Raw genomic sequence first — 24,032 nt, forward strand, 5'->3', positions numbered from 1 at the left:
AGGAGATACATAGCTCAAGGGAGATGATTGACAATTACCATCCGCAGCTGGAATTTGCGCGGTAGCCTTCCCGGAAAGACGCATTGCGCATCAAACGAAGACGCGCTTTGGGCGGAACTCTCCCTGACCGATCTCGCCGATCGCGATGAGCTTACCGCGTGCCGTCGCATAGGCTTCGGTTTCGGCAACCGGCGCATCACGGCCACGCACCAGGATGGGATTACCCATTCTCAGGCGATGTGCCTGATCGTCATTGACGGCAAGGTGTGGCAGTGAGGACAAGGCTTCGCTGGTATCGATCAGCAGGGCGTCGAGGGCGGCAAGACGCTCGTCCGTGTCATCAATTTCCTCAAGAGCGACGAGGCTTGCAAGCGGCACCATGCTGTCTTCGGCAAAAGGTGCCACGTAGGTCCGGCGTAGCCCCGAGATATGGCCGTAGCAGCCGAAATCGCGGCCGAAATCGCGAGCCAGAGCACGGACATACGTGCCCTTGCCGCACTCGACTTCGAAATGCGCGGTGTTCTCGTCCAGGCAGGCAAGCAGCGTCAGGCGGAAAATCTCGACTTCACGGGAAGGGATCTCGACCGTCTCGCCTTCGCGCGCCAGATCATATGCGCGCTCGCCGGCGATCTTGATCGCGGAAAACTGCGGCGGCACCTGGCTGATGACACCGGTGTATTTCGCAAGAAGGTTGCGGATCTGCTCTTCTGTCGGCCGCTTGCTGGAACTGCGAACCACCTCGCCTTCGAGGTCGTCGGTTGCACGCTCCTCCCCCCAGGTGACCTTGAATTCGTAGATCTTGCGGCCGTCCATGACATAGGGGACAGTCTTCGTCGCATCGCCAAGCGCAATCGGCAGCATCCCGGACGCCAGCGGATCGAGTGTGCCGGCATGGCCGCACTTCTGCGCCTTGAAGAGCCACTTGATCTTGGAGACGGCCTCCGTTGAACCAAAATCAACAGGCTTATCGAGAATCAGCCAGCCGGAAACCGGGCGGCCCTTGGGTTTGCGTGGTTTGGACATTCGCTTCTTCTGCTATTCTTCTTCAGTGTCGCCGTTAAGGTCGCGCTGGACTTCGGGCGAGCGCAACAATTCATCGATCTTCTTGTAGTTGTCGAAGCTCGTATCGTCGCGGAAACGGACCTCCGGCATATATTTCATCTGCCGAAGCTGCGGGCCGAGACGGCCGCGAATGTACTTTGCGTTGCGGTTCAGCGCATCGATGACGGCGCCGTGATCGGAAATGCCAAGCGGCGTCACGTAGGCTGTCGCGATCTTCAGGTCCGGAGACATGCGGACTTCAGAGATCGAAATGACAGTCTTTTCAATCACGTCGTCGCGCACTTCGCCACGCTGGAGGACCTGCGTGATCGCCGCACGCACTTGTTCGCCGACGCGCAGCATGCGCTGCGAAGGTGCCGAGGATGTGGGTTTCGTGGTCATTCTTCTCTGCCCAAAAAGGTTCGGGCGCCGGCCTCTGAATGATCCGGCGCCCGTCGAAAATTCAAGTCTCGCGCCGTCAGAGCGTGCGGGTGATGTGCTCGACGCGGAAGCATTCGATCGTGTCGCCCGCGCGGATATCTTCGTAATTCTCGAAGGCCATACCGCATTCCTGGCCGGAATGCACTTCCGAGACTTCGTCCTTGAAGCGCTTGAGTGTCTTGAGCTTGCCTTCGTGGATGACGACGTTGTCGCGGATGAGGCGGACGCCGACGCCACGCTCGACCTTGCCTTCGGTAACGCGGCAACCCGCCACCTTCCCGACCTTCGTGATGTTGAACACCTCGAGGATCTCGGCATTGCCGAGGAAGGTCTCGCGCCGCTCCGGAGAGAGCAGGCCCGACATCGCTGCCTTAACGTCATCCACGAGATCGTAGATGATGTTGTAGTAACGGATTTCTATGCCCTGACGCTCGGCCAGCGTACGCGCCTGCGCATTCGCACGAACGTTGAAGCCGATGATCGCAGCGCCGGATGCTTCCGCAAGGGAGATATCCGACTCGGTGATACCACCAGCCGCGGAATGAACGATCCGAGCGCGAACCTCGTCCGTTCCCAGCTTGTCGAGCGCACCGGCGATCGCCTCGATCGAGCCCTGCACGTCGCCCTTGACAACCAGCGGGAACTCCTTGACGCCGGCCGTCTGAAGCTGACTCATCATCTGTTCCAGCGAGCCGCGCTGGCCCGAATGGCGGGCAGCAGCCTTGTCGCGGGCGAGACGCTGACGGTACTCGGAAATCTCGCGGGCGCGAGCTTCGTTTTCGACAACGGCGAACCTGTCGCCCGCCTGCGGCGTGCCCGAAAGACCCAGAACCTCAACCGGAGTGGCCGGCCCCGCTTCCTTGACATGGTTGCCCTTGTCATCGACGAGAGCACGCACGCGGCCCCAGACATCGCCAGCGACGATAATCTGACCGGGACGCAGCGTGCCTTTCTGGACGAGGACAGTCGCAACCGAACCGCGACCGCGATCAAGCTGAGCTTCAATGACCGTGCCTTCCGCGGTGCGGTCGGGGTTGGCCTTCAGATCCAGGATCTCCGACTGCAGCAGGATCGCCTCGAGCAGCTTGTCGAGGTTGGTGCCGTTCTTCGCCGAAACCTCGACGTCGAGAACTTCACCGCCCATGGACTCGACGAAGACCTCATGCTGCAGAAGTTCGGTGCGAACCTTCTGGGCATTGGCCGTCGGCTTGTCGATCTTGTTGATCGCAACGATGATCGGAACGCCTGCCGCCTTGGCATGATTGATCGATTCGATCGTCTGAGGCATCACGCTGTCGTCGGCGGCGACGACGAGAACGGCAATGTCGGTCGCCTGCGCACCGCGTGCACGCATTGCCGTGAAGGCGGCGTGGCCGGGCGTGTCGATGAAGGTGATCTTCTGGCCGTTCTGTTCCACCTGATAGGCGCCGATATGCTGCGTAATGCCGCCGGCTTCGCCAGCAACCACGTTGGCATGGCGGATGGCGTCGAGCAGCGAGGTTTTGCCGTGGTCGACGTGACCCATGATGGTGACGACCGGCGGACGCGAAACTTGTTCGCCGCCTTCATCCGTCACATTGAAGATCCCGAGTTCGACGTCCGATTCAGACACACGCTTGACGGTATGACCGAATTCGCCGGCGATGAGTTCTGCCAGATCGGCGTCGATGACGTCGCCTGGCTTCATCATCTGGCCTTCCTTCATCAGGAACTTGATGACGTCGACGGCGCGTTCCGACATGCGCTGCGACAGTTCCTGGATGGTGATGGTTTCCGGCAGAATGACTTCGCGGGAAATCTTCTCGCGCGTTTCCTGCATCTGGCTGCGGCGGAACTTCTCCTGGCGGCGACGCATGGCGGAAAGCGAACGGCCGCGCGCATTGCCGTCGTCATCGACATTTGCCGTCGTGATCGTCAGCTTGCCGCGGCGACGCTCCTCTTCGGTCTTCGGTCGCGTCGTCACCGGCTTTGCCGGTTCCGGACGAACGACCCTGCCACGGGCAGGAGCCCCACGAGGAGATCCGCGTTCTTCCTCCTCACCTTCCGGACGACGGCCGCGGACCACGGCGGCAACCCCAGCTGGAGCCGGACGTGGAGACGTCGGCGCCGAAGTCTCGGGACGGCGCACGGCCGGCGCCGGGCGCGGAGCTTCCGCCTCAACCTCGACTGCTTCGGGCGCAGGAGCCTCCTCGACCGGCGCAGAAGGACGGGCGGCCTCTTCGGCTGCACGCCGGGCCGCTTCGGCTGCTTCCGCTTCACGGCGGGCGGCTTCTTCGGCTGCACGGCGCTTTTCTTCTTCAGCCCGGCGGACTGCATCTTCTGCATCACGGACCTGGGCCAGCGCTAGCGCGCGCCGTCGGGCGTCCATTTCCTCAGGCGAAAGATGGTTGAGGACAACCGGACGCGGGCGATCCTGCTGGCGAGGAGCCTGCGAAGCCTGCTGCTGAGGGCGCGGCGGCTGGCCGCCGCCAGGCGGTTGGATGCGAGGCGCAGGCGCCTGCGTTGCGACCGGAGCGGATTCTGGCGCGCGGGTTACTGGAGCCGGCGTGGTCGGGCGATCGTCTTCGGGGCGCATCGGGCGCCGCTTGCGGGTCTCGACAACGACCGCCTTGGTGCGACCACGGCCCATATCCTGGCGCACGGTGCCCTGGCTTATCCCCGATGGCTTCAGGGTAAGCGTCTTCTTTGCTCCAAGCGTCTTGTCGTCATTGCTATCTGTCATTCGTTCCCGTTCCTTCGGACAGGGAGCGATGACGTCATCAAACCCTATCGTTCAAATATTTTTCGATCAATGATGGGCCGGCCGGTGCCGGTCGCCGCATCATTGTTTTTGCTGGCCAGCGCCGCCTAGTGCCCGGGATTGACCGCCGCTGCGGTACCTTTCGAGCATCTTTGCGCGCTTCACTACACCCTCACCTGCCTGCCCTGCAAGCACTGCGGCATGGATAAAAGCATTCTGGCCCATCACGCCTTCCATTTCGCTCTCCGAGAAGAGACGAAAAGAAGGTATTTTCTCCTCGGTTTCCATTCCGAGGTGCCAGGCCTTGCGAGCCTGGTCGATTTTTCTAACACCATCGTCCGCCGCATCCGTCGAATGAAACACGGCGATTGCTGCTCCGCTTCTGACTGCGGCATCCACTTTCGAGGAGCCGCTGACGAACTGACCCGCCTTACGCGCCATGTTCATCATCTGCATCAGCTGCTGTGCAAGCAGCCGGTCGACGGTTTCACCGAGATCGGCTGCCGCCTTCACATCGGTCTTCAATGCGCGGGCGAAAGACTTCTTCGCCACAGCCTTGTCGACCGATGCGCGATCGAGCTTGACCCAGCAGCCGCGCCCCGGAAGCTGACGCTTCAGGTCGGCGATCACCGTCCCGTCAGGCGCTGCCACGAAGCGGATCAACTCATCCGGCGATCCGCTTTCACGCGTCACGATGCACATGCGGCTGTTCACGTCATAACCTGCAAGATCATCGTCCTCAGGAGAAGCGTGCAGCTCCGCGATCATTATGCTTCCTGCTCGGCAGCGTTGGCTTCGACAACTTCAGCGTCCTTGGCAAGATCCTCCTCGGTAATCCAGCCGGCGGCAAGGCGTGCCTGGACGACCATCTGCTCGGCCTCGACACGCGAAACGTCGAACTTCGAGAAGAGGCCCTCGAACTTCTTGGTTTCGCCGTTCTTGCGTTCTGACCAGCCGACGAGATCGTCCGCCGCGCAGCCTGCGAAATCTTCCAGCGTCTTGATGCCGTCCTCGCCAAGCGCAACCATCATCTGGGCGGTCATACCGTCGATCTGACGCAGTTCGTCGGAAACCCCGAGCGCCTTGCGCTTCTCGTCCATCTCCGCTTCGAGCTTCTCGAGATATTCGCGAGCACGCTGCTGGATTTCCTGCGCCGTCTCTTCATCGAAGCCGTCGATCGAGGAAATTTCGTCGAGGTCGACATAGGCGAGTTCTTCAACGGCGGCAAAGCCTTCGGAAGCCAGAACCTGGCCGACCATTTCGTCAACGTCGAGCGCATCCATGAAGAGGTTGGTGCGTTCGTTGAATTCCTTCTGACGGCGCTCGGATTCTTCGGCTTCCGTCATGATGTCGATGTCCCAGCCGGTCAGCTGCGAGGCGAGGCGCACGTTCTGACCGCGACGGCCGATGGCCAGCGAAAGCTGCTCGTCGGGAACCACGACTTCAATGCGTTCTGCATCTTCGTCGAGAACGACCTTGGCGACTTCAGCCGGCTGCAACGCGTTGACGACGAAGGTCGCCGGATCCTGCGACCAGGGAATGATGTCGATCTTTTCGCCCTGAAGCTCACCAACGACGGCCTGGACGCGCGAACCGCGCATGCCGACGCAGGCACCGACCGGATCGATCGAGCTATCGTTCGAGATGACAGCGATCTTGGCACGCGAACCCGGATCGCGGGCGACCGAGCGGACCTGGATGATGCCGTCGTAGATCTCCGGCACTTCCATGGTGAAGAGCTTGACCATGAACTGAGGATGCGTGCGCGACAGGAAAATCTGCGGACCGCGCTGTTCGCGGCGCACGTCATAGACATATGCGCGAACGCGGTCGCCGTAGCGGACGTTTTCGCGCGGGATCATTTCGTCACGGCGGATGATTCCTTCGCCACGGCCGAGATCGACGATGACGTTGCCGTATTCGACGCGCTTGACGGTACCGTTGACAATTTCGCCGACGCGATCCTTGAACTCGTCGAACTGCCGGTCACGCTCGGCTTCGCGAACCTTCTGGACGATGACCTGCTTGGCCGACTGGGCGGCAATACGGCCGAAATCCATCGGCGGCAGCGGATCAGCGATGAAGTCGCCAAGCGCTGCGTCCGGGTTGCGGTCGCGGGCCAGCTCCAACGGGATCTGCGTGGAGTAGTCTTCAGCCTTGTCGACGACTTCAAGCAGGCGCTGCAGGCGAATTTCGCCGGTCTTCGGATTGATATCGGCGCGGATGTTCGATTCCGTGCCATAACGGGAGCGCGCCGCCTTCTGAATCGCATCCGCCATCGCGGCGAGCACGATTTCGCGGTCGATGACCTTTTCGCGCGCCACTGCATCTGCGATCTGCAGAAGTTCGAGCCGGTTCGCACTAACTGCCATTGTCTTATCTCTCCGTCCTGGCCCTTAGGGTTCCCTTCCCTGGAGCCGTAGTTGATCGGTTATTCTTCGTCTTCCGCCTCGTTCTGGTTCGCTGCCTGCGCTTTCGCGGCCTTATCGGCGCGCAGCGCATCGCGAATCAGATCGTCGGTCAGAATGAGCTTCGCATCGCTGAGCGCCGTGAAGGGAATGGTGACCTTCTGCTCTTCGCCATCGGCAACCTGGTCACGTTCGAGGGTGAAACCATCCGCGTCCGCTTCGATGATCTTTCCGCGAAAGCGCTTGCGGTTGCCGATCATGATCGACGTTTCGCACTTCACAAGGTGCCCTTGCCAACGGCTGAAATCGGATTTCCGAACCAAAGGCCGGTCGATACCGGGCGAGGACACTTCCAGATGATACTCCCGATCGATCGGATCTTCCACATCAAGAACCGGAGAAATGGCCATCGAGACCTCTTCGCAGTCTTCGACGCTCATCGCACCATCGTTACGCTCTGCCATGATCTGCAGCGTAGCGCCGTTCTGGTTGAGCATGCGCACGCGGGTCAGGCGGAAGCCCATGCCGACGAGCACGGGTTCGATGATGTCGGCAAGGCGCTGGTCAAGCCCAGTTTCGGTAATCAGCCGCGGCTCAAGTTCATTGTCTGCGTTCGTCGGATCCGACAAGCGATGCGCTCCTTGCAATTTTCATGCATCCAGGCGATCGCGCTAATAAAAAAGAGCGGGTCCTTGCGGCCCACTCTTCATCGCACGATCAAGAATTTGAGTGGCATATAGGCCGGTTTTTACGAAATTGCAAGCTCTCGGCTCAAATGCGCCGCCGCAGGCCAATCGCGCCTAGCCACGGTCGAGCTTCCTCATATATTGGAGCCGAGGAAGAATTTAGCAAGCGGAGGAATCGTGCCATCCAATTCGTCAACGCTGGCGCCGCTGAAGCATGAAACCTACCGCACAATCTGGTTTGCAAGCCTGGCCTCGAATTTCGGCGGGTTGATCCAGGCGGTAGGGGCCGCGTGGATGATGACGACACTTACCGCTTCCGAGGACATGGTGGCGCTGGTCCAGACCTCGACAGCGCTTCCCATAATGCTGTTTTCGCTCATCTCAGGCGCGCTCGCCGACAATTTCGACCGGCGGCAGGTGATGCTGACGGCGCAATTCCTCATGCTTGCCGTCTCGACGATCCTCACCGCCTGCGCCCTGCTCGGCTGGATCACGCCCTGGCTGCTCCTGTTCTTCACCTTCCTGATCGGCTGCGGCACCGCCCTCAACAACCCCTCCTGGCAGGCCTCCGTCGGCGATATGGTGCCGCGGGCAGACCTGCCGAATGCGGTGACGCTGAACAGCATGGGGTTCAACATGACCCGGAGCGTTGGACCCGCCATCGGCGGCGTCATTGTCGCGACGGCGGGTGCTGCTGCTGCCTTTATGGTGAATACGGTCAGTTATTTTGCGCTCATCTACGCACTCACGCGCTGGAAGCCATCGCTGCCCGCTTCCAGCCTGCCGCGCGAAAGCCTCGGGAGCGCGATCTCCGCCGGCCTTCGATATGTCTCGATGTCGCCCAACCTTGAAAAGGTGCTCATCCGCGGCCTGATCTTCGGCGTGGGCGCAAGCTCGGTGCTCGCTCTTCTGCCGATCGTCGCAATCGATCTCGTCGCCGGCGGGCCGCTGACCTACGGCTTCATGCTCGGCTCCTTCGGCATCGGCGCGATCGGCGGCGGGGCGCTCAACGCGCGGCTGCGCGAGATGTTCAGCAGCGAGACCATCATCCGCTACGCCTTTGGCGGTTTTGCCATCAGCATGGTGATCGCCGCGTCGAGCCCGTTTGCCGTGCTCACCTCGGCGGGGCTGCTCGTTTCGGGCGCGTGCTGGGTACTTGCGCTTTCATTGTTCAACACGATCGTGCAGCTTTCGACGCCGCGCTGGGTCGTCGGCCGGGCGCTGTCGCTTTATCAGACGGTCACCTTCGGCGGCATTGCCGGTGGCAGCTGGCTCTGGGGTGTGGCCGCCGATCGCTTCGGCGTTTCGAATGCGCTTTATGGCTCAGCCGCGGTGATGCTGGTTGGCATCGTTGTCGGTTTTCGCCTCTCGATGCCGGCCTTTGCCTCGCTCAATCTCGACCCGCTCAACCGCTTCATCGAGCCCGCACTCGGGCTCGATATCACGCCCCGCAGCGGGCCGATCGTCATTCAGGTCGATTATCAGATCGGCGACAGCGACCTTCCCGAATTCCTGACGCTGATGGGGGAACGGCGGCGCATCCGCATCCGCGACGGCGCACGCAACTGGGCGCTGATGCGCGACCTCGAAAATCCCGGTACCTGGACCGAAACCTACCACACGCCGACCTGGGTCGAGTACATCCGCCACAATCAGCGCCGCACACAGGCCGATGCGGAAAACGCCGATCGCCTGCGCGCCCTCCACGGCGGCACGGCAGCGCCGCATGTTCACCGCATGATCGAGCGACAGACCATCCCCCCATCCGACGACGTGTTTCACAAGGCGCCGATCGATCTTCACCACTGAGGCCCGCGATGAACCACGCATTTCGAAAAGCCTGCCAAACCGATCTTGTCGACATCATCCGGCTGCTTGCCGACGACGATATCGGCCAAGGCAGAGAGGTCGTCGCCGATCCCGTCGATCGACGCTATCAGACGGCCTTTGACGCAATCGACGCGGACAAGAACCAACTGCTTGCGGTTGCCATGGATCAAAAGCATCACGTCGTAGGCTGTCTGCAGGTCTCCTTCATTCCCGGATTGTCGCGCACCGGCACGTGGCGCGGGCAGATCGAGAGTGTAAGGATTGCAAGGCAAGCACGCGGCAGCGGGCTGGGGACCGAATTCATCGAGTGGGCGATAGAGACATGCCGTGCGCGCGGCTGCAAGATCGTGCAGCTCACCTCGGACAAATCCCGGGCCGGCTCAATCCGCTTCTATGAAAAGCTCGGCTTTGCTGCGAGCCATGAGGGGCTGAAGCTTAGCCTATAGGCACGCTCACTTCAGTCTGCCCTTCATCGAGGCATCGGGAAAACAGGTCGGTCGCATACCGTTCTTTTCCTGCCACCGTCCGATGGACCGGCGGGTCTTGTAGCCCGGCAAGCCGTCCGATCCGCCCACATCGTAGCCTTGGCGCTCCAGCGCCTTCTGCATTGCCGCCACATCGGATCGCAGCATCTTACCGACATCGCCCCAAGCACCTTGAAAGGCGCCGGAGCCATATGCGATCCGGTCGGCGAGGTTGCCGATATAGAGCGCGTAGAGATCCGAGTTGTTGTATTCCTTGATGATATAGAAGTTCGGCGTGACGATGAATTCAGGCCCATCGCGCCCGGCTGGCACAAGCATCATGCCCGCAGCCATCATTTCACCGGATGGAAAGCCCTTGCCGGACTTGCGATTGATGCCAAGCGAAGCCCAGTGGGCAAGCGGCTGTGCGATGTCGGGACCTTCCTGTGCGCAGGAAACCGCCGCCGGAATCGTCACCTCGAAGCCCCAGTCACGATTTCGCTGCCAGCCTTTCTTAACAAGATAGTTGGCTATAGATGCCAGTGTATCCGGCACGGACGTCCAGATATTGCGGTGGCCGTCACCATCGAAGTCGACCGCGTATTTCAGATAGCTGGTCGGCATGAATTGCGGCTGGCCGAGCGCTCCCGCCCAAGAGCTCCTGAAGCCAGCCGGCGTTACGTCACCGCCTTCGAGAATGTGAAGCGCCGCAATCAGCTCGATCCGGAACATTTCCCTGCGAGTCGACATGAAGGCCTTCGTCGCCAGCACCTCGATCGCCGAATTCGGGATCTTCGCCGCGCCGAAGCCGGTCTCGCGGCCCCAGATCGCCAAGACGATCGAACCCGGCACCCCATAGGTCTTTTCGATACGTTTCAGCGTCGAGGAATATTGCGAGGCTAAACCGCGTCCGGTTGTCGCCAGCTTCTTCAACCGGTCCTCGTTGAAATACGGACCCGGCGACGAAAACTCGGCCTGCGTCTGCTTTCGTTCTTTCGCAGGCGGAAACCCGGGAGGCGCAAGATCGGGAAGATTCCAGTTGAGCGCGATTCCCCTGAATGCGGCCTGCAGCGTCTTTTCCGAAATGCCGGCCTTCTTCGCTTCAGGGCCAAGATCGCTGATGATCCATTGCTGGAATTGTCTTTCCACCGCTGGCTTGCTTTGGGCAAGTGCAGGCAGAGGGAGGAGAGCGAGAAGACATGCCAAGGCCATGGCCAAGCGGCCAATGCTGCTCCACTCTGCCCTGCCGAGTATCTCTCTCTCAAGCGGGCAGATCGGCAGGCAGCGCCCTCGCCGAGCGCCGTGTGATCTCCCCCCTTGTTGGAAGGATGACACCAAATGATAGAGGGGGGTGTCGTTTCGCATTTTTCCTCCTCAGATCGCAGTCCTTGCCCTCAAGGCAGCAGCCAGTGTCCCTTCGTCGAGGTAGTCGAGTTCGCCGCCGACCGGCACGCCATGCGCCAGCCGAGTGATCTTCACGTCCAATCCCGTCAGCTGGTCCGTTATATAGTGTGCTGTGGTTTGGCCCTCGACGGTGGCGTTGACGGCAATGATCAGTTCGCGAATTCCGCCTTGGCCGATGCGATCGATCAGTCCGCGAATGTTGAGGTCATCCGGTCCGACGCCATCAAGCGGCGAAAGCGTGCCGCCCAGGACATGATATGTTGCGTTCATTGCTCCGGCGCGTTCCAATGCCCAGAGGTCTGAAACATCCTCAACGACGATGATGACGGAGTGGTCGCGGCGCTCGTCCAGGCAGACGGTGCAGGGATCGACGGTATCGACATTTCCGCAGCGCGAGCAGACCTTCACCTTGTCATAGGCTTCGCCCATCGCGGTCGACAACGGTCCGAGCAGCTGATCCTTCTTCTTGATCAGGTGCAGTGCCGCGCGCCGCGCCGAGCGAGGCCCGAGACCCGGCACCTTCGCCAGAAGCTGGATGAGTTTTTCGATTTCGGGGCCGGTGACTCGCTTTGTCATGTGCCGTTCTTAGCCCATATGTTGCCGAAACGGAATCACGGAAAGAGTAGACCATATGATGAAAATACGTGCCGTCTGCATCGGCAATTTCGAGCGGCTGCCCGGCAAGAAATACAGGACGGGTATCCATAAGCATGCCGTCAACGGCGCCGTGATCATCGACTGCGAAGGCCTCGTCGGCGACGCCATCGGCAACCGCGAGCATCACGGCGGTGTCGATCAGGCCGTCTATGTCGAAGGATCGCTGACACTCGATTGGTGGACCGGAGAGCTCGGGCGCCCCATCGAACCAGGCACGTTCGGCGAAAATCTTGTCATCGATGGCCTAGACAACCGCACAGTTTCAGTTGGAGACCGCTTGGTAGCGGGCGACCTCGTTCTCGAGGCGACGTCGGCGCGCATTCCCTGCGCGACCTTCGCCGCAAGGATGGCCGATCCGAAATTCGTGCGACGCTATACCAAGGCCAGCCGCCCCGGCATCTATTGCCGGGTGATCACCGGTGGGGTGGCAAAGGCCGGATTGCCCGTCGAATACGTGCCGTACGCAGGTCAGAAGGTCACCATGCCCGAGATGCTTGCGACATTCGGCAAGTTGCTCTCGCCCGAGGACCGTGCGCGGTATCTCGCCGCGCCCATCCACTTCAAACTGCGCAACCTTCTGGAAGCGCAGCTGTCACACTAGCGCAGGCGTGCTGGGAAAGCCCAAGGCCTATTGCTGGAGCCGGCCGGGCACGCATCGACACCGCCGCGCTCCGGCTTGACAATGATTAAGGTCATCCGGCTGCGGCCGCGCGCGCATATGTCGACAACTGAAACCATTGTTGAGAGCATCTGCGCCAAGGCGCGGTCACGCTTGGCTCGTGTCGCGCGCCGACGCCAACGAGATCGGTCGCGATCTGTTGCGACTGACCGCATACACTCCTGACCCGATTTAACCGTCCGCGGCTTCTAAGGAAGGCAATGTTCCAAATTTCCCACAGACGTCGCTCAGCGCATCGCGATTGCGACGGCGGCGCCGGCCATGGTTCCGGCACTGGCCCGATTTGCGATCCTGATCGCACGGCGGCTCTTCAGGAAGCCGCGGGCTTTTGCGGCAAGGAGTGCCCAGCTGAGGTCGATCACAATCAGTACAACAAACATGGTCGCGACGAGTTCTGTCCAGCCAACAATCGTCACAGAATGAATATCGATGATCGAAGGCAGCAGGGCGACGTAGAACATCATGATCTTCGGATTGCCGAGCGTCACCGTCATCCCCGCAAGGAACAGCTTTGCGGTGGAGCGGGCTTCAGGCAGCTTTTCCTCGCTCGCATCATGAGAGGCGAACCACATCTTCCAGGCAAGATAGAGCAGATAGCAGACCCCGAGCCACTTGATGGCGACAAAGGCCAAATGGAAGGTTCCGGCAACCGCAGCAAGGCCAGCCACCGCGCAGGTCAGCCAGATCGCTTCGCCGATCCACATGGCGGCGAGGAATGGCAGAACGTCACGGGTGCCCTTGGACAATACACGGGCGACAAGCGCCGCAACGCTTGGCCCCGGTGAACCGGCGGCCAAGAAGAGAGAGCCGGCAAAAACAATGAGACTGGTCAGCGTCATCGGCGCTCTCCCCGGCGTAGATGGCTGCAAATCTCAAAACGGCATCTTGAAGCCGGGCGGGATCGGCAGCCCGGCAGTCAGCGCCTTCGTCTTTTCGGCTGCAGCGGCTTCCGCCTTGTCCTTGGCATCCTTGTGGGCGGCAATGATCAGATCCTCGAGGATCTCGACGTCGTCTTCCTTGAACAGCGAAGGGTCAATCTTCAGGCTCTTGAGTTCGCCCTTGCCACTCATGACAACGGTGACGAGACCGCCGCCCGCCTTTCCTTCAGCCTGGAGCTCGGCTATTTCCGCCTGCATCTGCTCCATCTTGGCCTGCATTTCCTTGACTTTGCCCATCATGCCCATGAGGTCGCGCATCGTCTGGTTCCTTCTTTACCTTCAGAAATCTAGGTCGTCGCCGGGCAGAATGTCACCCTCTTCGGATTCGGCGACTGCAGGCGGTTTCGCCTCGCCCTCTTCCTCCGGTTCGGGTGCCCTTACCCGCACGTCGATGATCCTTGCACCGGGGAAATGCGCCAGGATCGCGGCCACATCCGGATCCTGCCGGGCGTCGCTCACCTGCTGCTCCTTGGCCTTGGCCTCTGCCTCGACCATCGTCGGGTCGCCGGCCTCGCGGCTGAGGCTGACGATCCAGTGTATGCCGGTCCATTCCTTCAACTTGACGGCAAGCTCGTTGAGCAATGTCGCCGGCGCCCCGTCGGTGAGGTTCACGTCGAGACGGCCCGATTCAATTTTCACGGGCCGCACGAAATTGCGCACGAGTGCTTTCAGCTTCGGGTCGCGCTTTTCCGTAGCGAGGTTGACGATATCGGCGATCGCATTGACAGAAACGAGCGGCTTGGGCGCTTGCGCTGGCTTCGTCTCGATGCGGCCTGGCGCCTGCATCGGCTGCGGATCGGGATCGGGTACGGCACGCAACATGGCCGGTCCCCCTGAAGGCTGCGGCCTCGGCGTGCTCTCCGTCGCGCGCACGGCCACCGCCGATTGATAGGGTACACGGGCGCCATTGCTGCTGCCGTTACCCGACGGCGTAGGCGAAGGACGCGAACTGCTGCCGTTTTCGGAGAGCTCGGCAAGGCGACGCGCGGCATCTTCGGGCGAGGGCAGGTGCGCCGCATGTGCCAGCCGGATCAGCACCATTTCCGCCGCACCGGCCGTGCGCGAAGAGCTTTCCGTTTCCGCAATGCCCTTCAACAACATCTGCCAGATCCGCGACAGCGCCGTTACCGCAATCCCTTGAGCGAACTCGCAGGCCCTGGTTCGCTCGACTTCGCTGAGCGACGGGTCATTGGCAGCGTCCGGAACATATTTTAGCCGGGTAACGAGATGGGTGAAATCGGCAAGGTCGGTCAACACGACGACGGGATTTGCGCCGGCCTCGTACTGCGCCTGAAATTCGGCGAGCGCTGCGGCGACATCGCCTCTGGCAACATGCTCGAAGAGGTCGACGATGCGAGCACGATCGGCAAGGCCCAGCATGCCGCGTACCGCCTCCGCCTGGACGACACCGCTGCCATGGGCGATCGCCTGGTCAAGCAGCGAAAGGCCGTCGCGTGCCGAGCCTTCGGCGGCGCGTGCGATCATCGCCAGCGCATCCGGCTCCGCATCGATGCCTTCCTTCGCTGCGATGGTCGTAAACAAGCCGACGAGATCGGCCGCGCTGATGCGGCGGAGATCGAAGCGCTGACAGCGCGAAAGAACGGTAATCGGAACCTTGCGGATTTCCGTGGTCGCGAAAATGAACTTCACGTGCTCCGGCGGCTCTTCGAGCGTCTTCAGCAAGCCGTTGAAGGCCTGTGTCGAAAGCATGTGGACTTCGTCGATGATATAAACCTTGTAGCGCGCAGACACCGGCCGATAGCGTACCTGCTCGATGATCTCACGAATATCGTCGATACCGGTATGGGAGGCAGCGTCCATCTCGATCACGTCGACATGGCGGCCTTCCATGATCGCCTGGCAATGCTCGCCCGGTACGCGCAGGTCGATCGTCGGCTTGTCGATCTCGGGCGTTTTGTAATTCAGCGCGCGCGCCAGAATACGGGCTGTCGTCGTCTTGCCGACGCCGCGGACGCCCGTCAGCATGTAGGCCTGCGCAATGCGGCCGGTCTCAAAGGCGTTGGTCAGCGTGCGGACCATCGGCTCCTGGCCGACCATCAGGTCCGTGAAATCCTTGGGGCGGTATTTGCGTGCCAGCACCCGGTACCCGGTGCCCGTCGAGGCGGCATCTTGTGACTGTCGCTCGGTGTCGCTCATCGCCCTGCTTATCGCCCGGAACGCCGGGCATTTGGAAGAAAGAAGGGTGGGAGGCTGGCACGATGACCCGTGCCGGGCTCGTTAGGGCTGCTTCCTTCCGGACCTGACCCGGTTGGCGAGTGGCTCGTCCACCACCAACCTCCCGGATGCACATATCGGCAATATCGCCATCAAAAGCAAGCCAAGCTCAAAAAAAACTGCTAATCATAGGAAAAATATGGAGGAATGCCTGTTGGACGATTTCATTCTCGACCGTCGGCTGGAGAGCGACAGCGACAGAGTCATGCAGACGGGTCTGTGTGATCTCCGTTTATCGAAGGACGCCCGCTGGCCCTGGCTGATCCTGGTGCCACGCAGGGCCGGCATCACGGAGATCTTCGAACTCACGCCGCTCGATCAGGTGCTTCTCGCCTTCGAAACCGAAATGACTGCGGCTGCGCTGAAGAAGATCACCGGCGCCACAAAAATCAACATCGGGGCCCTTGGCAATATCGTCCGCCAGCTTCATGTTCATGTCATTGCCCGCTTCGAAGGCGATGCCAACTGGCCAGGCCCTGTCTGGGGCTTCGGTAAGGCCGAGCCCTACGAAGCGGGCAAGAGAGACGAATTCATAGCGAAGTTGCGGGAAGCCCTTTCATCATGAACCGTTCGCTTTTCGATTCGGATGTTCCACATCCGGAACCCAGCAATCTCACTGCCTTTGCCGCAAACGACCTCAACCGTGATTCCGAACATCGCGACGAGGAGTCCGTCGAGAAGGCACTGGCGAAGGACGGCACCCACATCTTCGCCTTCGCCAAGGACAAGCTTGTCCTGAAGCATGATGGGCAGGTGCTGGATCCGCTGTTTGCCCGCTACGAACTGCAGGAACTGCAGCCACATTGGGACGAGACGATCCTGCTCGGATACCGCAAAACGGGCGAACCGCGGCTTGCCGTTCCCGTCGGCATTCCGGCCGACGATCTTGAAAGCCATTACAAGCCCGCCGACGCGCGCACGCTCTACCGCGACCAGCTCGTCGATGACGTTCTGCTCGGCGAATACGCCCAGGCCGCAAGCCTCATCCGCTGGAACGGCGACAACCGCTTCTGCGGCCGCTGCGGTGGCACGATGGAGATGCGCATCGGCGGCTACAAGCGGATTTGCATGGCCTGCGAAAACATGATCTTCCCGCGCACCGACCCTGTGGTTATCATGCTGGCGGTCGATGAACAGCGCGACCTTTGCCTGCTCGGCCGCAGCCACCATTTTACGCCGGGCATGTATTCCTGCCTCGCCGGTTTCGTCGAGCCCGGCGAAACGATCGAAAACGCCGTGCGCCGCGAGACGCTGGAGGAGTCCGGCATCAAGACCGGCCGGATTCGCTACCACGCGTCGCAGCCGTGGCCGATGCCGCATACGCTGATGATCGGCTGCTATGCCGAGGCGAAATCGACAGAGGTCCATCGCGACGAATCGGAACTGGAGGATTGCCGCTGGTTCACCCGCGAGGAAACAATTGAAATGCTCGAACGCCCAGGCGCCAACGGCCAGGCTTCGCCGCCCAAAGGCGCTATCGCCCACCGCCTGATGCGCGATTGGGTGGAGTGGAAAAAGCAATAGGGCAATGCGATGGCGCGCTCGGAACGCCTTCTGACCCTGCTTCAGACGTTGCGGCGCTTCCGCCGTCCGGTAAGCGGTGCCGTCCTGGCAGCGGAAACAGGCGTCAGCATCCGCACGCTCTATCGCGATATCGCCAGCCTCCAGGGCCAGGGCGCTCTGATCGAAGGAGAACCCGGCGTCGGCTACGTCTTGAAACCCGGTTTCATGCTGCCGCCGATGATGTTTTCGCAGGAGGAGATCGAGGCGCTGGTCCTCGGTTCGCGCTGGGTCGCCCGCGCGGCAGATCCGCGACTTGCTGCTGCCGGCGCCGATGCGCTGGCGAAGATTGCCGATGTCCTTCCACATGAAATGCGCGACGAAATCGAGACCTCGACGCTTCTCGTTCACCTGCGTCCGCCCGTTGCCGACAAGGCCGATCTTGACGCCATTCGCAAGGCGATCCGCAGCGAACGGATTCTCAAACTGACCTATTCCGATGAGAGCGGGACCGTCTCCGTCCGCAATATCTGGCCCTTTGCACTCAGCTACTTCGAGCAGGTCCGCGTCGTGGTGGCCTGGTGCGAACTGCGGCAGGATTACCGTCATTTCCGCACCGACCGGATCGTCGAAATGAGACCCCAAGACGTACGGTATCCGCGCCGCCGCGCCGTGCTTCTCAAGGAGTGGCGGGATCAGCAGGAAATTTCGTCTTAGCCTCGACACTACTGCCATAAACTGACAGTGGTCAGCGCTATTATCGGGACAATCCCAAACTGGAGGACCGATGATGACGAGCTTGAACCCCACTCGATCGACATGCCGAAATGACGTTGCCGAGGACACATCTACCCAAGCGAAATTCCCGCAATCTCTGATGCTGCGAATGATGTTGAACGCATCGCGCAACCTGGTGCGGAGCCGCTATCCTCAGCTCGATCTCGATGCGATGTCCGACTATATGAAGCGCGATATCGGGTTCATGGACTGGATCCAACCACACCACGAGAGCAACTGAATTCGCCCCACCGCCCAGTGGCCAGCGCCGCCCAATCAGCGGCGGCTTTGGCGCTTGCCGCCGTTGATCGCCGGCAAGCGCTGAACCTGTGCAACCCATTCCAGAACCGAGGGACATCCGATATGACCAGCCCCAACCTCATCATTCTTTACGTCAAGGATCCCGCCGAAAGTGCGATCTTCTACAAAGACCTGCTCGGCCGCGAGCCTGGGGTTGCCGCGCCGAATTTCGTCGCTTTCCCACTCGACGGCGGTTTCACGCTCGGCCTGTGGCGGCGCAGCACGGTCGAGCCGCAACCTTCCGCGATCGGCAATCGCGGAGAGGTCGCCTTCATGGTGGCTGGCGAAAATGCCGTTGCCAAACACTACGAGGATTGGCGAAAACGCGGTCTGCCGATTGCTCAGAAGCTGACCGATCTCGATTTCGGCCCGACCTTTGTCGCGCTCGATCCGGACGGCCACCGGCTGCGCGTGTGCGAACCCGACAAGTGAGAGAGCAGGAAGGGCGCCACCGGCGCCCCTCCTCACTTGTGCAGCTGGCCCCGCATCGGATGGCCCCTGTAGACCCCGAGAATGCGGACATTTTCTGAAAAGAACCGCAACTCTTCCAAAGCCCGGCGCACATGGGGATCGTTCGGATGTCCTTCGATATCGGCGTAAAACTGCGTCGCCACGAACTTGCCACCCAACTGATAGCTTTCGAGCTTCGTCATGTTGATGTTGTTCGTCGCAAAACCACCGAGGGCCTTGTAGAGCGCGGCCGGAATGTTGCGGACGTTGAAGACGAAGGTCGTGACGATCTTTTCTTCCTCGGAGCCGCGGTTTGCCCATTCCTCGTCGCGCGAGAGCACGACGAAGCGTGTAACATTGCTCTCGGTGTCCTCGACATTTTCGGCAACGACGTCGAGGCTATAGAGCTCGGCGGCAAGACGCGGCGCGAGCGCCGCCATCGTTCGGTCGCCGGTTTCCTTGACGAGCTTTGCAGCACCTGCCGTATCTCCGGCAATCACCGGCTTCCAGCCATTTGCGCGCACGATCTTCCGGCATTGACCCAGCGCGTGGATGTGGCTGTGCACGGTGCGAATTTCGTCCTTCGAGACGCCGGGCAGCACCATCAGCTGGAAACGGATCGGCATGAAGTATTCGGCGATGATGTGCAGCCGCGACTCCGGCAGGAGGTGATGGATATCGGCGACACGGCCCGCGATCGTGTTTTCAATCGGGATCATCGCAATATCGGCATCGCCATTGTCGACCGCCGTGAAGGCGTCTTCAAACGTCTGGCAAGGCAACGGCTCCATTGTCGGGAACATGTCACGGCAGGCCATGTCGGAGTTAGCGCCGAATTCGCCTTGAAACGAGATTCGATTGGTCTTGATGTTCATGACGATGTCCTTCATGCCTTCCTTGCCGAAAGAATGCGGCGGGCCTTCTCCAGATCGACCGGCGTATCGACCCCAAGTGGAACGGTTTTGACGATCTCCACGTCGATGCGCATGCCGGCTTCGAGCGCGCGAAGCTGCTCCAGGGATTCGCGCTTCTCAAGGGCCGACGGGCCGAGCGAGACGAATTTCTCGAGCGCAGCCCGGCGATATGCATAAAGACCGATATGGTGATAGAGCGGCCCTTGGCCATAAGGTGCTGTGGCGCGGGTGAAATAGAGCGCATGAAGACGGGTTTCGGAGAGCGGAGACCCCACGACCTTGACGACGTTCGGATTGATCCTCTCTTCCTCGTCGGTGATCTCGACGGTGAGCGTCGCAATATCGACGGTCTCCCCTTCCAACGGGCGCAATGCAGCTCGGATCGTTTCTGGATCAATGGTCGGCAGGTCGCCTTGGACGTTGACAATGATCCTGGCCCTGGCGTCCGGATCGACCTTGTGCAGGGCTTCGAAAATGCGATCGGAGCCGGATTGGTGGTCCTTGCGGGTCATAACGACTTCGAAGCCGGCTTTCGAAACTGCCTCGAATACCTCCTCGTCGTCGACCGCGATGACAACACGGCCGATCTGCGCTTCCTTCGCCCGCAAAGCGACCTGGACGATCATCGGCAATCCGCAAATATCGGCCAGCGGCTTGCCGGGAAGGCGGGTGGACGCCATGCGGGCGGGGATCAGAACCAGCACGTCATCTAAATTTGAAGCAGTCATCGTTCGGACCTTCTATTCCAGGCAGGAAAGTGTCAAAAAGTCTCACGTACAAGACCATTTAGACAGTTGCAACGAACTGCCAAAAGACATAGGTTCCGCGCGATTTCAAGATGGTGCCTATTCAGGGTCTGCCGACTGCACGGGGAGCATTGCAGATGAATTCTTATGTCAATATGGGCGTTGGGGCGCTTCTCGGAACAATTTTCGTCCTGATGTCAGTGTCGATCGCGTCCGAAGGGATCTTCCATTCCGAAGCGCCGGAGAAGGAAGGTTTCGCTATCGTTGCTGAAGAGGCGCCCGCTGCCGGCGGTGGCGAAGCTGCACCTGCAGCAGCTGTGGTTCCGATCGCCAAGCTTCTTGCCAGCGCCGATGCCAAGGCTGGCGAAACGGTATTCAAGAAGTGTCAGTCCTGTCATGACGTGACCAAGGGAGGGCCAAATAAAGTCGGTCCGAACCTCTATGGTCTCGTCGATCGTCCGATCGCTTCGCATGAGGGCTTCGCCTATTCCTCCGCCATGAAGGATTTCTCCAAGGGCGGCAGCGAAAAGTGGACCTTCGATCACCTGAACCATTTCCTGCTGGCACCGAAAAAACAGATTCCGGGCACGGCCATGGGCTTTGCCGGCCTGCCGAAGGAACAGGATCGCGCGAACGTAATCCTTTACTTGCACACGCTGGCAGACGCACCGGTTCCGTTGCCGGATCCGAACGCGCCCGATACCGTTACGCAGTAATCCTGCAGCAGAGCTTTCCCGACGAAATCGAGAGCCCGGCCGACGCCGGGCTTTTTGCGGTCAGGCGCCGAGCAGATAAGCCCAGAGCGAAACCGATATGGCGCCGAGTGCCGTCGTTACCGTGATCGTGGAGGCCGCGAGGCTGTGGCCGACGCCGAAACGATTGGCGATCAGCCAGGCGTTGACGCCGGTGGGAACAGCGGCGATCAACACCAGCGCCGCGGTCCAGCTGGCAGTCAGTCCAACCAGATGGCTTGCGGCCCAGACGCAGCATGGAAGCAACACCAGTTTGAAGGCAGATGTGACGCTGGCGATGCCGACATTGCCGGAGACGCCATACCTCTCGAGAGCCATGCCCAGGGATACAAGGGCCACAGGTCCAGCAACGCCTGCCAGCTGGTCGACAATCGACGCCACCGGCTGCGGCATTGGAAGACCTGCAAGGTGAACCGCTGCACCGGCGACAAGGCCGATGACGAGCGGATTACGGACAAGATTGAGACCGATCTGTCGAAGCAGTTTCAGCATGCTGCGCTCGCCTTTGCCCGCAATCTTCCGCTCCGCCCGCTCCATCATGATCGTGCCGATGACCATCATGACGGGCAGATGCACGGCGATCAGGATTGAAAGCGGCACAAGACCCTCATTGCCGACCGTGCGTTGAACAAGCGGCAGACCGACGAAGATGGTATTTGCAAATGCCGACGAAACGCCGGCAAGCACGCCGATGCGATCATCACGGCCAAAAAACCGGGTCGCCGCAACGTGACCTGCCGTCCAGGTCACCGCAACCCCGGAGAAATAAGCGATCCAGAGACGAAACGGCGAAGCACCGTGGAAATCCGCTTCGGCGATCGTGCGGAAAAGAAGCAGTGGGACGGCAATCTTGAAAACGAAATCGCTCAAAGCGTCGCCGACATCTGCCTTCATCAGTCCCGTTTTGACGATCAGCCAGCCGATCAGAATCATGATGAAGATGGGAAGAACGTCGAAGATGATGGCTATCATGTGGAGGGATGCCTTGCGCGGGGATATCCTGCTCTAGCAGCAAAACTTCTTCGTTGACAAATGGATTGGCAAAGGCGCGCGGGCACGGCAGAAACAAAAAAAGCGGGCACTGCCCGCTTTTTCGCATCCGGACGGGCCGGACACCCGGTTCCGGTGCTGCCAGTTCATCCGTGGTCAGCGCCTGCTCCGGTACAGTCGAAGGGCATTTCGCCTTCTCATCCGGCCACAACTCAAAGGCTGCTCGTGCCGGCCTGCTTGCAAGTGTGTCTAAAGTCTCAACGTAACAAAGACATGACGGACCGACGGCACTTGCGAAGAAATGGGCCAGCGGCGGCGTTTTTTCTTCCAAAGCCAGGAAATTCCGGTAAGACCGGATCCCGGCTATCATCTAATCGGGAACCTCCCCTTTCATGACAAAATTCGATGTTCTGACTGTCGGCAACGCCATCGTCGATATCATCGCGCGCTGCGACGACCAGTTCCTCATTGACAATGATATCACCAAGGCGGCGATGAACCTTATCGACGCCGCCCGCGCCGAACTCCTTTACTCTCGAATGGGACCGGCACTCGAAGCTTCAGGCGGAAGCGCTGGCAATACGGCAGCGGGCGTTGCAAGCCTCGGCGGCAGGGCCGCATATTTCGGCAAGGTCGCGGAGGATCAGCTCGGCGAGATCTTCGCCCACGACATCCGGGCTCAGGGCGTACATTACCAGACGAAGCCAAACGGCACGTTCCCACCGACCGCGCGCTCGATGATCTTCGTCACGGATGACGGCGAACGCTCGATGAATACCTATCTCGGCGCCTGCGTCGAACTCGGCCCGGAGGATGTCGAGCCCGAGATCGTGGCACAAGCCAAGGTGACCTACTTCGAAGGCTATCTCTGGGATCCGCCGCGCGCCAAGGAAGCGATTCGCGAATGCGCCCGCATCGCCCACGAGAATGGCCGCGAAGTATCGATGACGCTCTCGGACAGTTTCTGCGTCGATCGCTACCGCGCGGAGTTCCTCGACCTCATGCGCTCCGGCACTGTCGACATCGTGTTTGCCAACCGGCAGGAAGTACTCGCTCTTTACGAAACGGACGATTTCGAGGAGGCGCTCGACAAGATCGCCAAGGATTGCAAGATCGCGGCTGTGACGATGAGCGAAAACGGCGCCGTTATGCTGAAAGGCAAGGAACGCTGGTATGTCGACGCGATTCGCATCAAGGAAGTGGTCGATACGACCGGCGCCGGCGACCTCTTCGCCTCAGGTTTCCTCTATGGCTACACCCATGGACGGACGCTGGAAGATTGCGGCAAGCTTGGCTGCCTAGCAGCTGGCATCGTCATTCAGCAGATCGGGCCGCGGCCGATGAAATCGCTTTCCGAAGCCGCCCGCGACGCGCAGCTTATTTGAAGGCTTCGCCCGGGTAAGCGCCCCAGATTTCCGACTGCGCCACCCAACCTTCGGCGCTGTCGGCTTCGGCATGACACCAATCGCCGTTGCATTCGGCGATATGGATCATCACACCCGGCTCCAGCTTGGCGACAACGGTCGCTGACGACTGCGGCTCTCGGCGCATATTGACATAGACAAACTTGCCCTTGCCCTTCATCCACGGTGCGGCAATCGCCGCGCGCTGCCCCGACAGGAGCGATTGGTTTACCCAGCCTTCCGTGCCATCCGCATCGCGGATACGGCGCCAGTTGTCGTACTCCTGGATGATTTCGACCGGCAGGCCGGCCTTGAGATACATCCACGATGCGGCATAATCCGTGCCCGGGCCGATGCGCAGATTGACGCGCTTCGACTTCAGCGTGACGAAGCGCGGAAGCGGTAGGCCGCTCGGGCCCTTTGCCACTTGCGCATAAGCGGGTTCGGCGGCGTGGGCCGCAAACACCAGACCAACCGCAAAGACGAGGCAGACCTTAAGATATTTTCCACGCATGGAGATTTCCGTTCGCTCAAGTTCGCCAGCAGATCCAGCCTGCTTGCCGCCGGGCTTTGACATTCACCTAACGTACCCGCGAGTTTTGTTTGTCTTCGCGTGTGGGTCTGGTAGAAAATGCCCGAGACGGGAAAATTATCCCCCGTCTTGGTTAAAGACCTCT

25 protein-coding genes and 1 other RNA gene are annotated in these 24,032 nt (G+C 60.6%); 10 read left to right on the forward strand and 16 right to left on the reverse strand.

The features are described from left to right. Positions 1–90 precede the first annotated feature (90 nt). The 6 genes from truB to rimP form a co-directional block, all read right to left on the reverse strand. The gene (gene truB, locus EV130_RS12765; protein ID WP_074059759.1) at positions 91–1,023 is read right to left on the reverse strand and encodes a tRNA pseudouridine(55) synthase TruB; all 933 of its coding nucleotides are present in this window, start codon (positions 1,021–1,023) and stop codon (positions 91–93) included. A gap of 12 nt (positions 1,024–1,035) precedes the next feature. Next, positions 1,036–1,443, reverse strand: coding sequence for a 30S ribosome-binding factor RbfA (gene rbfA, locus EV130_RS12770; protein WP_074059758.1), 408 nt, complete (start codon positions 1,441–1,443; stop codon positions 1,036–1,038). 76 nt (positions 1,444–1,519) lie between these two features. Continuing rightward, a complete protein-coding gene (gene infB / locus EV130_RS12775; protein WP_074059757.1) occupies positions 1,520–4,204 on the reverse strand; it encodes a translation initiation factor IF-2 in 2,685 nt (894 codons plus the stop codon). A gap of 99 nt (positions 4,205–4,303) precedes the next feature. After that, positions 4,304–4,990 carry an RNA-binding protein gene (locus EV130_RS12780; protein ID WP_132551428.1) on the reverse strand — a complete coding sequence of 229 codons (687 nt, stop codon included), beginning with the start codon at positions 4,988–4,990 and terminating at the stop codon, positions 4,304–4,306. Beyond that, positions 4,990–6,594: a transcription termination factor NusA gene (gene nusA, locus EV130_RS12785; protein ID WP_074059755.1), complete on the reverse strand. Its 1,605-nt coding sequence runs from the start codon at positions 6,592–6,594 to the stop codon at positions 4,990–4,992. The genes EV130_RS12780 and nusA overlap by 1 nt, the downstream gene beginning before the upstream one ends. 59 nt (positions 6,595–6,653) lie before the next feature. Then, positions 6,654–7,259 carry a ribosome maturation factor RimP gene (gene rimP / locus EV130_RS12790; RefSeq protein WP_074059754.1) on the reverse strand — a complete coding sequence of 202 codons (606 nt, stop codon included), beginning with the start codon at positions 7,257–7,259 and terminating at the stop codon, positions 6,654–6,656. A 234-nt stretch (positions 7,260–7,493) separates the two neighbouring features. Here rimP and EV130_RS12795 point away from each other — a divergent pair, with 234 nt between their 5' ends. Together EV130_RS12795 and EV130_RS12800 are read left to right on the forward strand one after the other, a co-directional pair. Beyond that, entirely contained in the window at positions 7,494–9,125 is a 1,632-nt protein-coding gene (locus EV130_RS12795) for an MFS transporter (protein ID WP_074059753.1), read from the forward strand. A gap of 8 nt (positions 9,126–9,133) precedes the next feature. Continuing rightward, on the forward strand, positions 9,134–9,592 hold the full coding sequence (locus EV130_RS12800) for a GNAT family N-acetyltransferase (protein ID WP_074059752.1): 459 nt from the start codon (positions 9,134–9,136) through the stop codon (positions 9,590–9,592). 6 nt (positions 9,593–9,598) lie between these two features. Here the strand turns inward: EV130_RS12800 and EV130_RS12805 are convergent, their stop codons facing one another. Continuing rightward, a complete protein-coding gene (locus EV130_RS12805; protein ID WP_074059751.1) occupies positions 9,599–10,822 on the reverse strand; it encodes a lytic murein transglycosylase in 1,224 nt (407 codons plus the stop codon). Positions 10,823–10,984: 162 nt separating this feature from the next. Continuing rightward, positions 10,985–11,590, reverse strand: a complete 606-nt coding sequence (gene recR / locus EV130_RS12810) for a recombination mediator RecR (protein WP_074059750.1) — start codon at positions 11,588–11,590, stop codon at positions 10,985–10,987. Between the two features lie 58 nt (positions 11,591–11,648). On the opposite strand from recR, the gene EV130_RS12815 reads away from it, so the two are divergent. Beyond that, entirely contained in the window at positions 11,649–12,272 is a 624-nt protein-coding gene (locus EV130_RS12815) for an MOSC domain-containing protein (RefSeq protein WP_074063001.1), read from the forward strand. A gap of 305 nt (positions 12,273–12,577) precedes the next feature. On the opposite strand, the gene EV130_RS12820 is transcribed toward EV130_RS12815, so the two are convergent. The 4 genes from EV130_RS12820 to ffs form a co-directional block, all read right to left on the reverse strand. After that, positions 12,578–13,189 carry a LysE family translocator gene (locus EV130_RS12820; RefSeq protein ID WP_132551442.1) on the reverse strand — a complete coding sequence of 204 codons (612 nt, stop codon included), beginning with the start codon at positions 13,187–13,189 and terminating at the stop codon, positions 12,578–12,580. Positions 13,190–13,222: 33 nt separating this feature from the next. Continuing rightward, the gene (locus tag EV130_RS12825; protein ID WP_022713223.1) at positions 13,223–13,546 is read right to left on the reverse strand and encodes a YbaB/EbfC family nucleoid-associated protein; all 324 of its coding nucleotides are present in this window, start codon (positions 13,544–13,546) and stop codon (positions 13,223–13,225) included. 21 nt (positions 13,547–13,567) lie between these two features. After that, positions 13,568–15,445, reverse strand: a complete 1,878-nt coding sequence (locus EV130_RS12830) for a DNA polymerase III subunit gamma/tau (protein WP_074059748.1) — start codon at positions 15,443–15,445, stop codon at positions 13,568–13,570. A 46-nt stretch (positions 15,446–15,491) separates the two neighbouring features. Next, positions 15,492–15,588, reverse strand: an RNA gene (gene ffs / locus EV130_RS12835) — signal recognition particle sRNA small type. Positions 15,589–15,677: 89 nt separating this feature from the next. On the opposite strand from ffs, the gene EV130_RS12840 reads away from it, so the two are divergent. The 5 genes from EV130_RS12840 (at position 15,678) to EV130_RS12860 (ending at position 18,532) form a co-directional block, all read left to right on the forward strand. Further along, positions 15,678–16,088 carry an HIT domain-containing protein gene (locus tag EV130_RS12840; protein WP_196776299.1) on the forward strand — a complete coding sequence of 137 codons (411 nt, stop codon included), beginning with the start codon at positions 15,678–15,680 and terminating at the stop codon, positions 16,086–16,088. Then, positions 16,085–17,047, forward strand: coding sequence for an NAD(+) diphosphatase (gene nudC, locus EV130_RS12845; protein WP_074059746.1), 963 nt, complete (start codon positions 16,085–16,087; stop codon positions 17,045–17,047). Before EV130_RS12840 ends, nudC begins: the two co-directional genes overlap by 4 nt. 9 nt (positions 17,048–17,056) lie before the next feature. After that, positions 17,057–17,740 carry a helix-turn-helix transcriptional regulator gene (locus tag EV130_RS12850; RefSeq protein ID WP_074059745.1) on the forward strand — a complete coding sequence of 228 codons (684 nt, stop codon included), beginning with the start codon at positions 17,057–17,059 and terminating at the stop codon, positions 17,738–17,740. Positions 17,741–17,810: 70 nt separating this feature from the next. Next, positions 17,811–18,041 (forward strand): hypothetical protein, encoded by a 231-nt coding sequence (locus EV130_RS12855; protein ID WP_074059744.1) that lies wholly within the window; start codon positions 17,811–17,813, stop codon positions 18,039–18,041. A 122-nt stretch (positions 18,042–18,163) separates the two neighbouring features. Beyond that, positions 18,164–18,532, forward strand: a complete 369-nt coding sequence (locus EV130_RS12860) for a VOC family protein (protein ID WP_074059743.1) — start codon at positions 18,164–18,166, stop codon at positions 18,530–18,532. A gap of 32 nt (positions 18,533–18,564) precedes the next feature. On the opposite strand, the gene EV130_RS12865 is transcribed toward EV130_RS12860, so the two are convergent. Together EV130_RS12865 and EV130_RS12870 are read right to left on the reverse strand one after the other, a co-directional pair. Continuing rightward, complete coding sequence (locus EV130_RS12865; protein ID WP_074063000.1) at positions 18,565–19,425, reverse strand: prephenate dehydratase; 861 nt, start codon at positions 19,423–19,425, stop codon at positions 18,565–18,567. An 11-nt stretch (positions 19,426–19,436) separates the two neighbouring features. After that, positions 19,437–20,192 carry a 3-deoxy-manno-octulosonate cytidylyltransferase gene (locus EV130_RS12870; RefSeq protein ID WP_074059742.1) on the reverse strand — a complete coding sequence of 252 codons (756 nt, stop codon included), beginning with the start codon at positions 20,190–20,192 and terminating at the stop codon, positions 19,437–19,439. Positions 20,193–20,347: 155 nt separating this feature from the next. Between EV130_RS12870 and EV130_RS12875 the strand changes: the two genes are divergently transcribed. After that, complete coding sequence (locus tag EV130_RS12875; protein WP_074059741.1) at positions 20,348–20,926, forward strand: c-type cytochrome; 579 nt, start codon at positions 20,348–20,350, stop codon at positions 20,924–20,926. A gap of 60 nt (positions 20,927–20,986) precedes the next feature. On the opposite strand, the gene EV130_RS12880 is transcribed toward EV130_RS12875, so the two are convergent. Next, complete coding sequence (locus EV130_RS12880; protein ID WP_074059740.1) at positions 20,987–21,934, reverse strand: AEC family transporter; 948 nt, start codon at positions 21,932–21,934, stop codon at positions 20,987–20,989. Between the two features lie 410 nt (positions 21,935–22,344). Here EV130_RS12880 and EV130_RS12885 point away from each other — a divergent pair, with 410 nt between their 5' ends. Then, positions 22,345–23,337, forward strand: a complete 993-nt coding sequence (locus EV130_RS12885; protein ID WP_132660490.1) for an adenosine kinase — start codon at positions 22,345–22,347, stop codon at positions 23,335–23,337. Here EV130_RS12885 and EV130_RS12890 read toward each other — a convergent pair. Further along, entirely contained in the window at positions 23,330–23,869 is a 540-nt protein-coding gene (locus EV130_RS12890) for an SH3 domain-containing protein (RefSeq protein WP_074062999.1), read from the reverse strand. The genes EV130_RS12885 and EV130_RS12890 overlap by 8 nt on opposite strands. Positions 23,870–24,032 lie beyond the last annotated feature (163 nt).

The organism is Rhizobium azibense (genome assembly GCF_004342325.1).
GTDB lineage: Bacteria > Pseudomonadota > Alphaproteobacteria > Rhizobiales > Rhizobiaceae > Rhizobium > Rhizobium etli_B.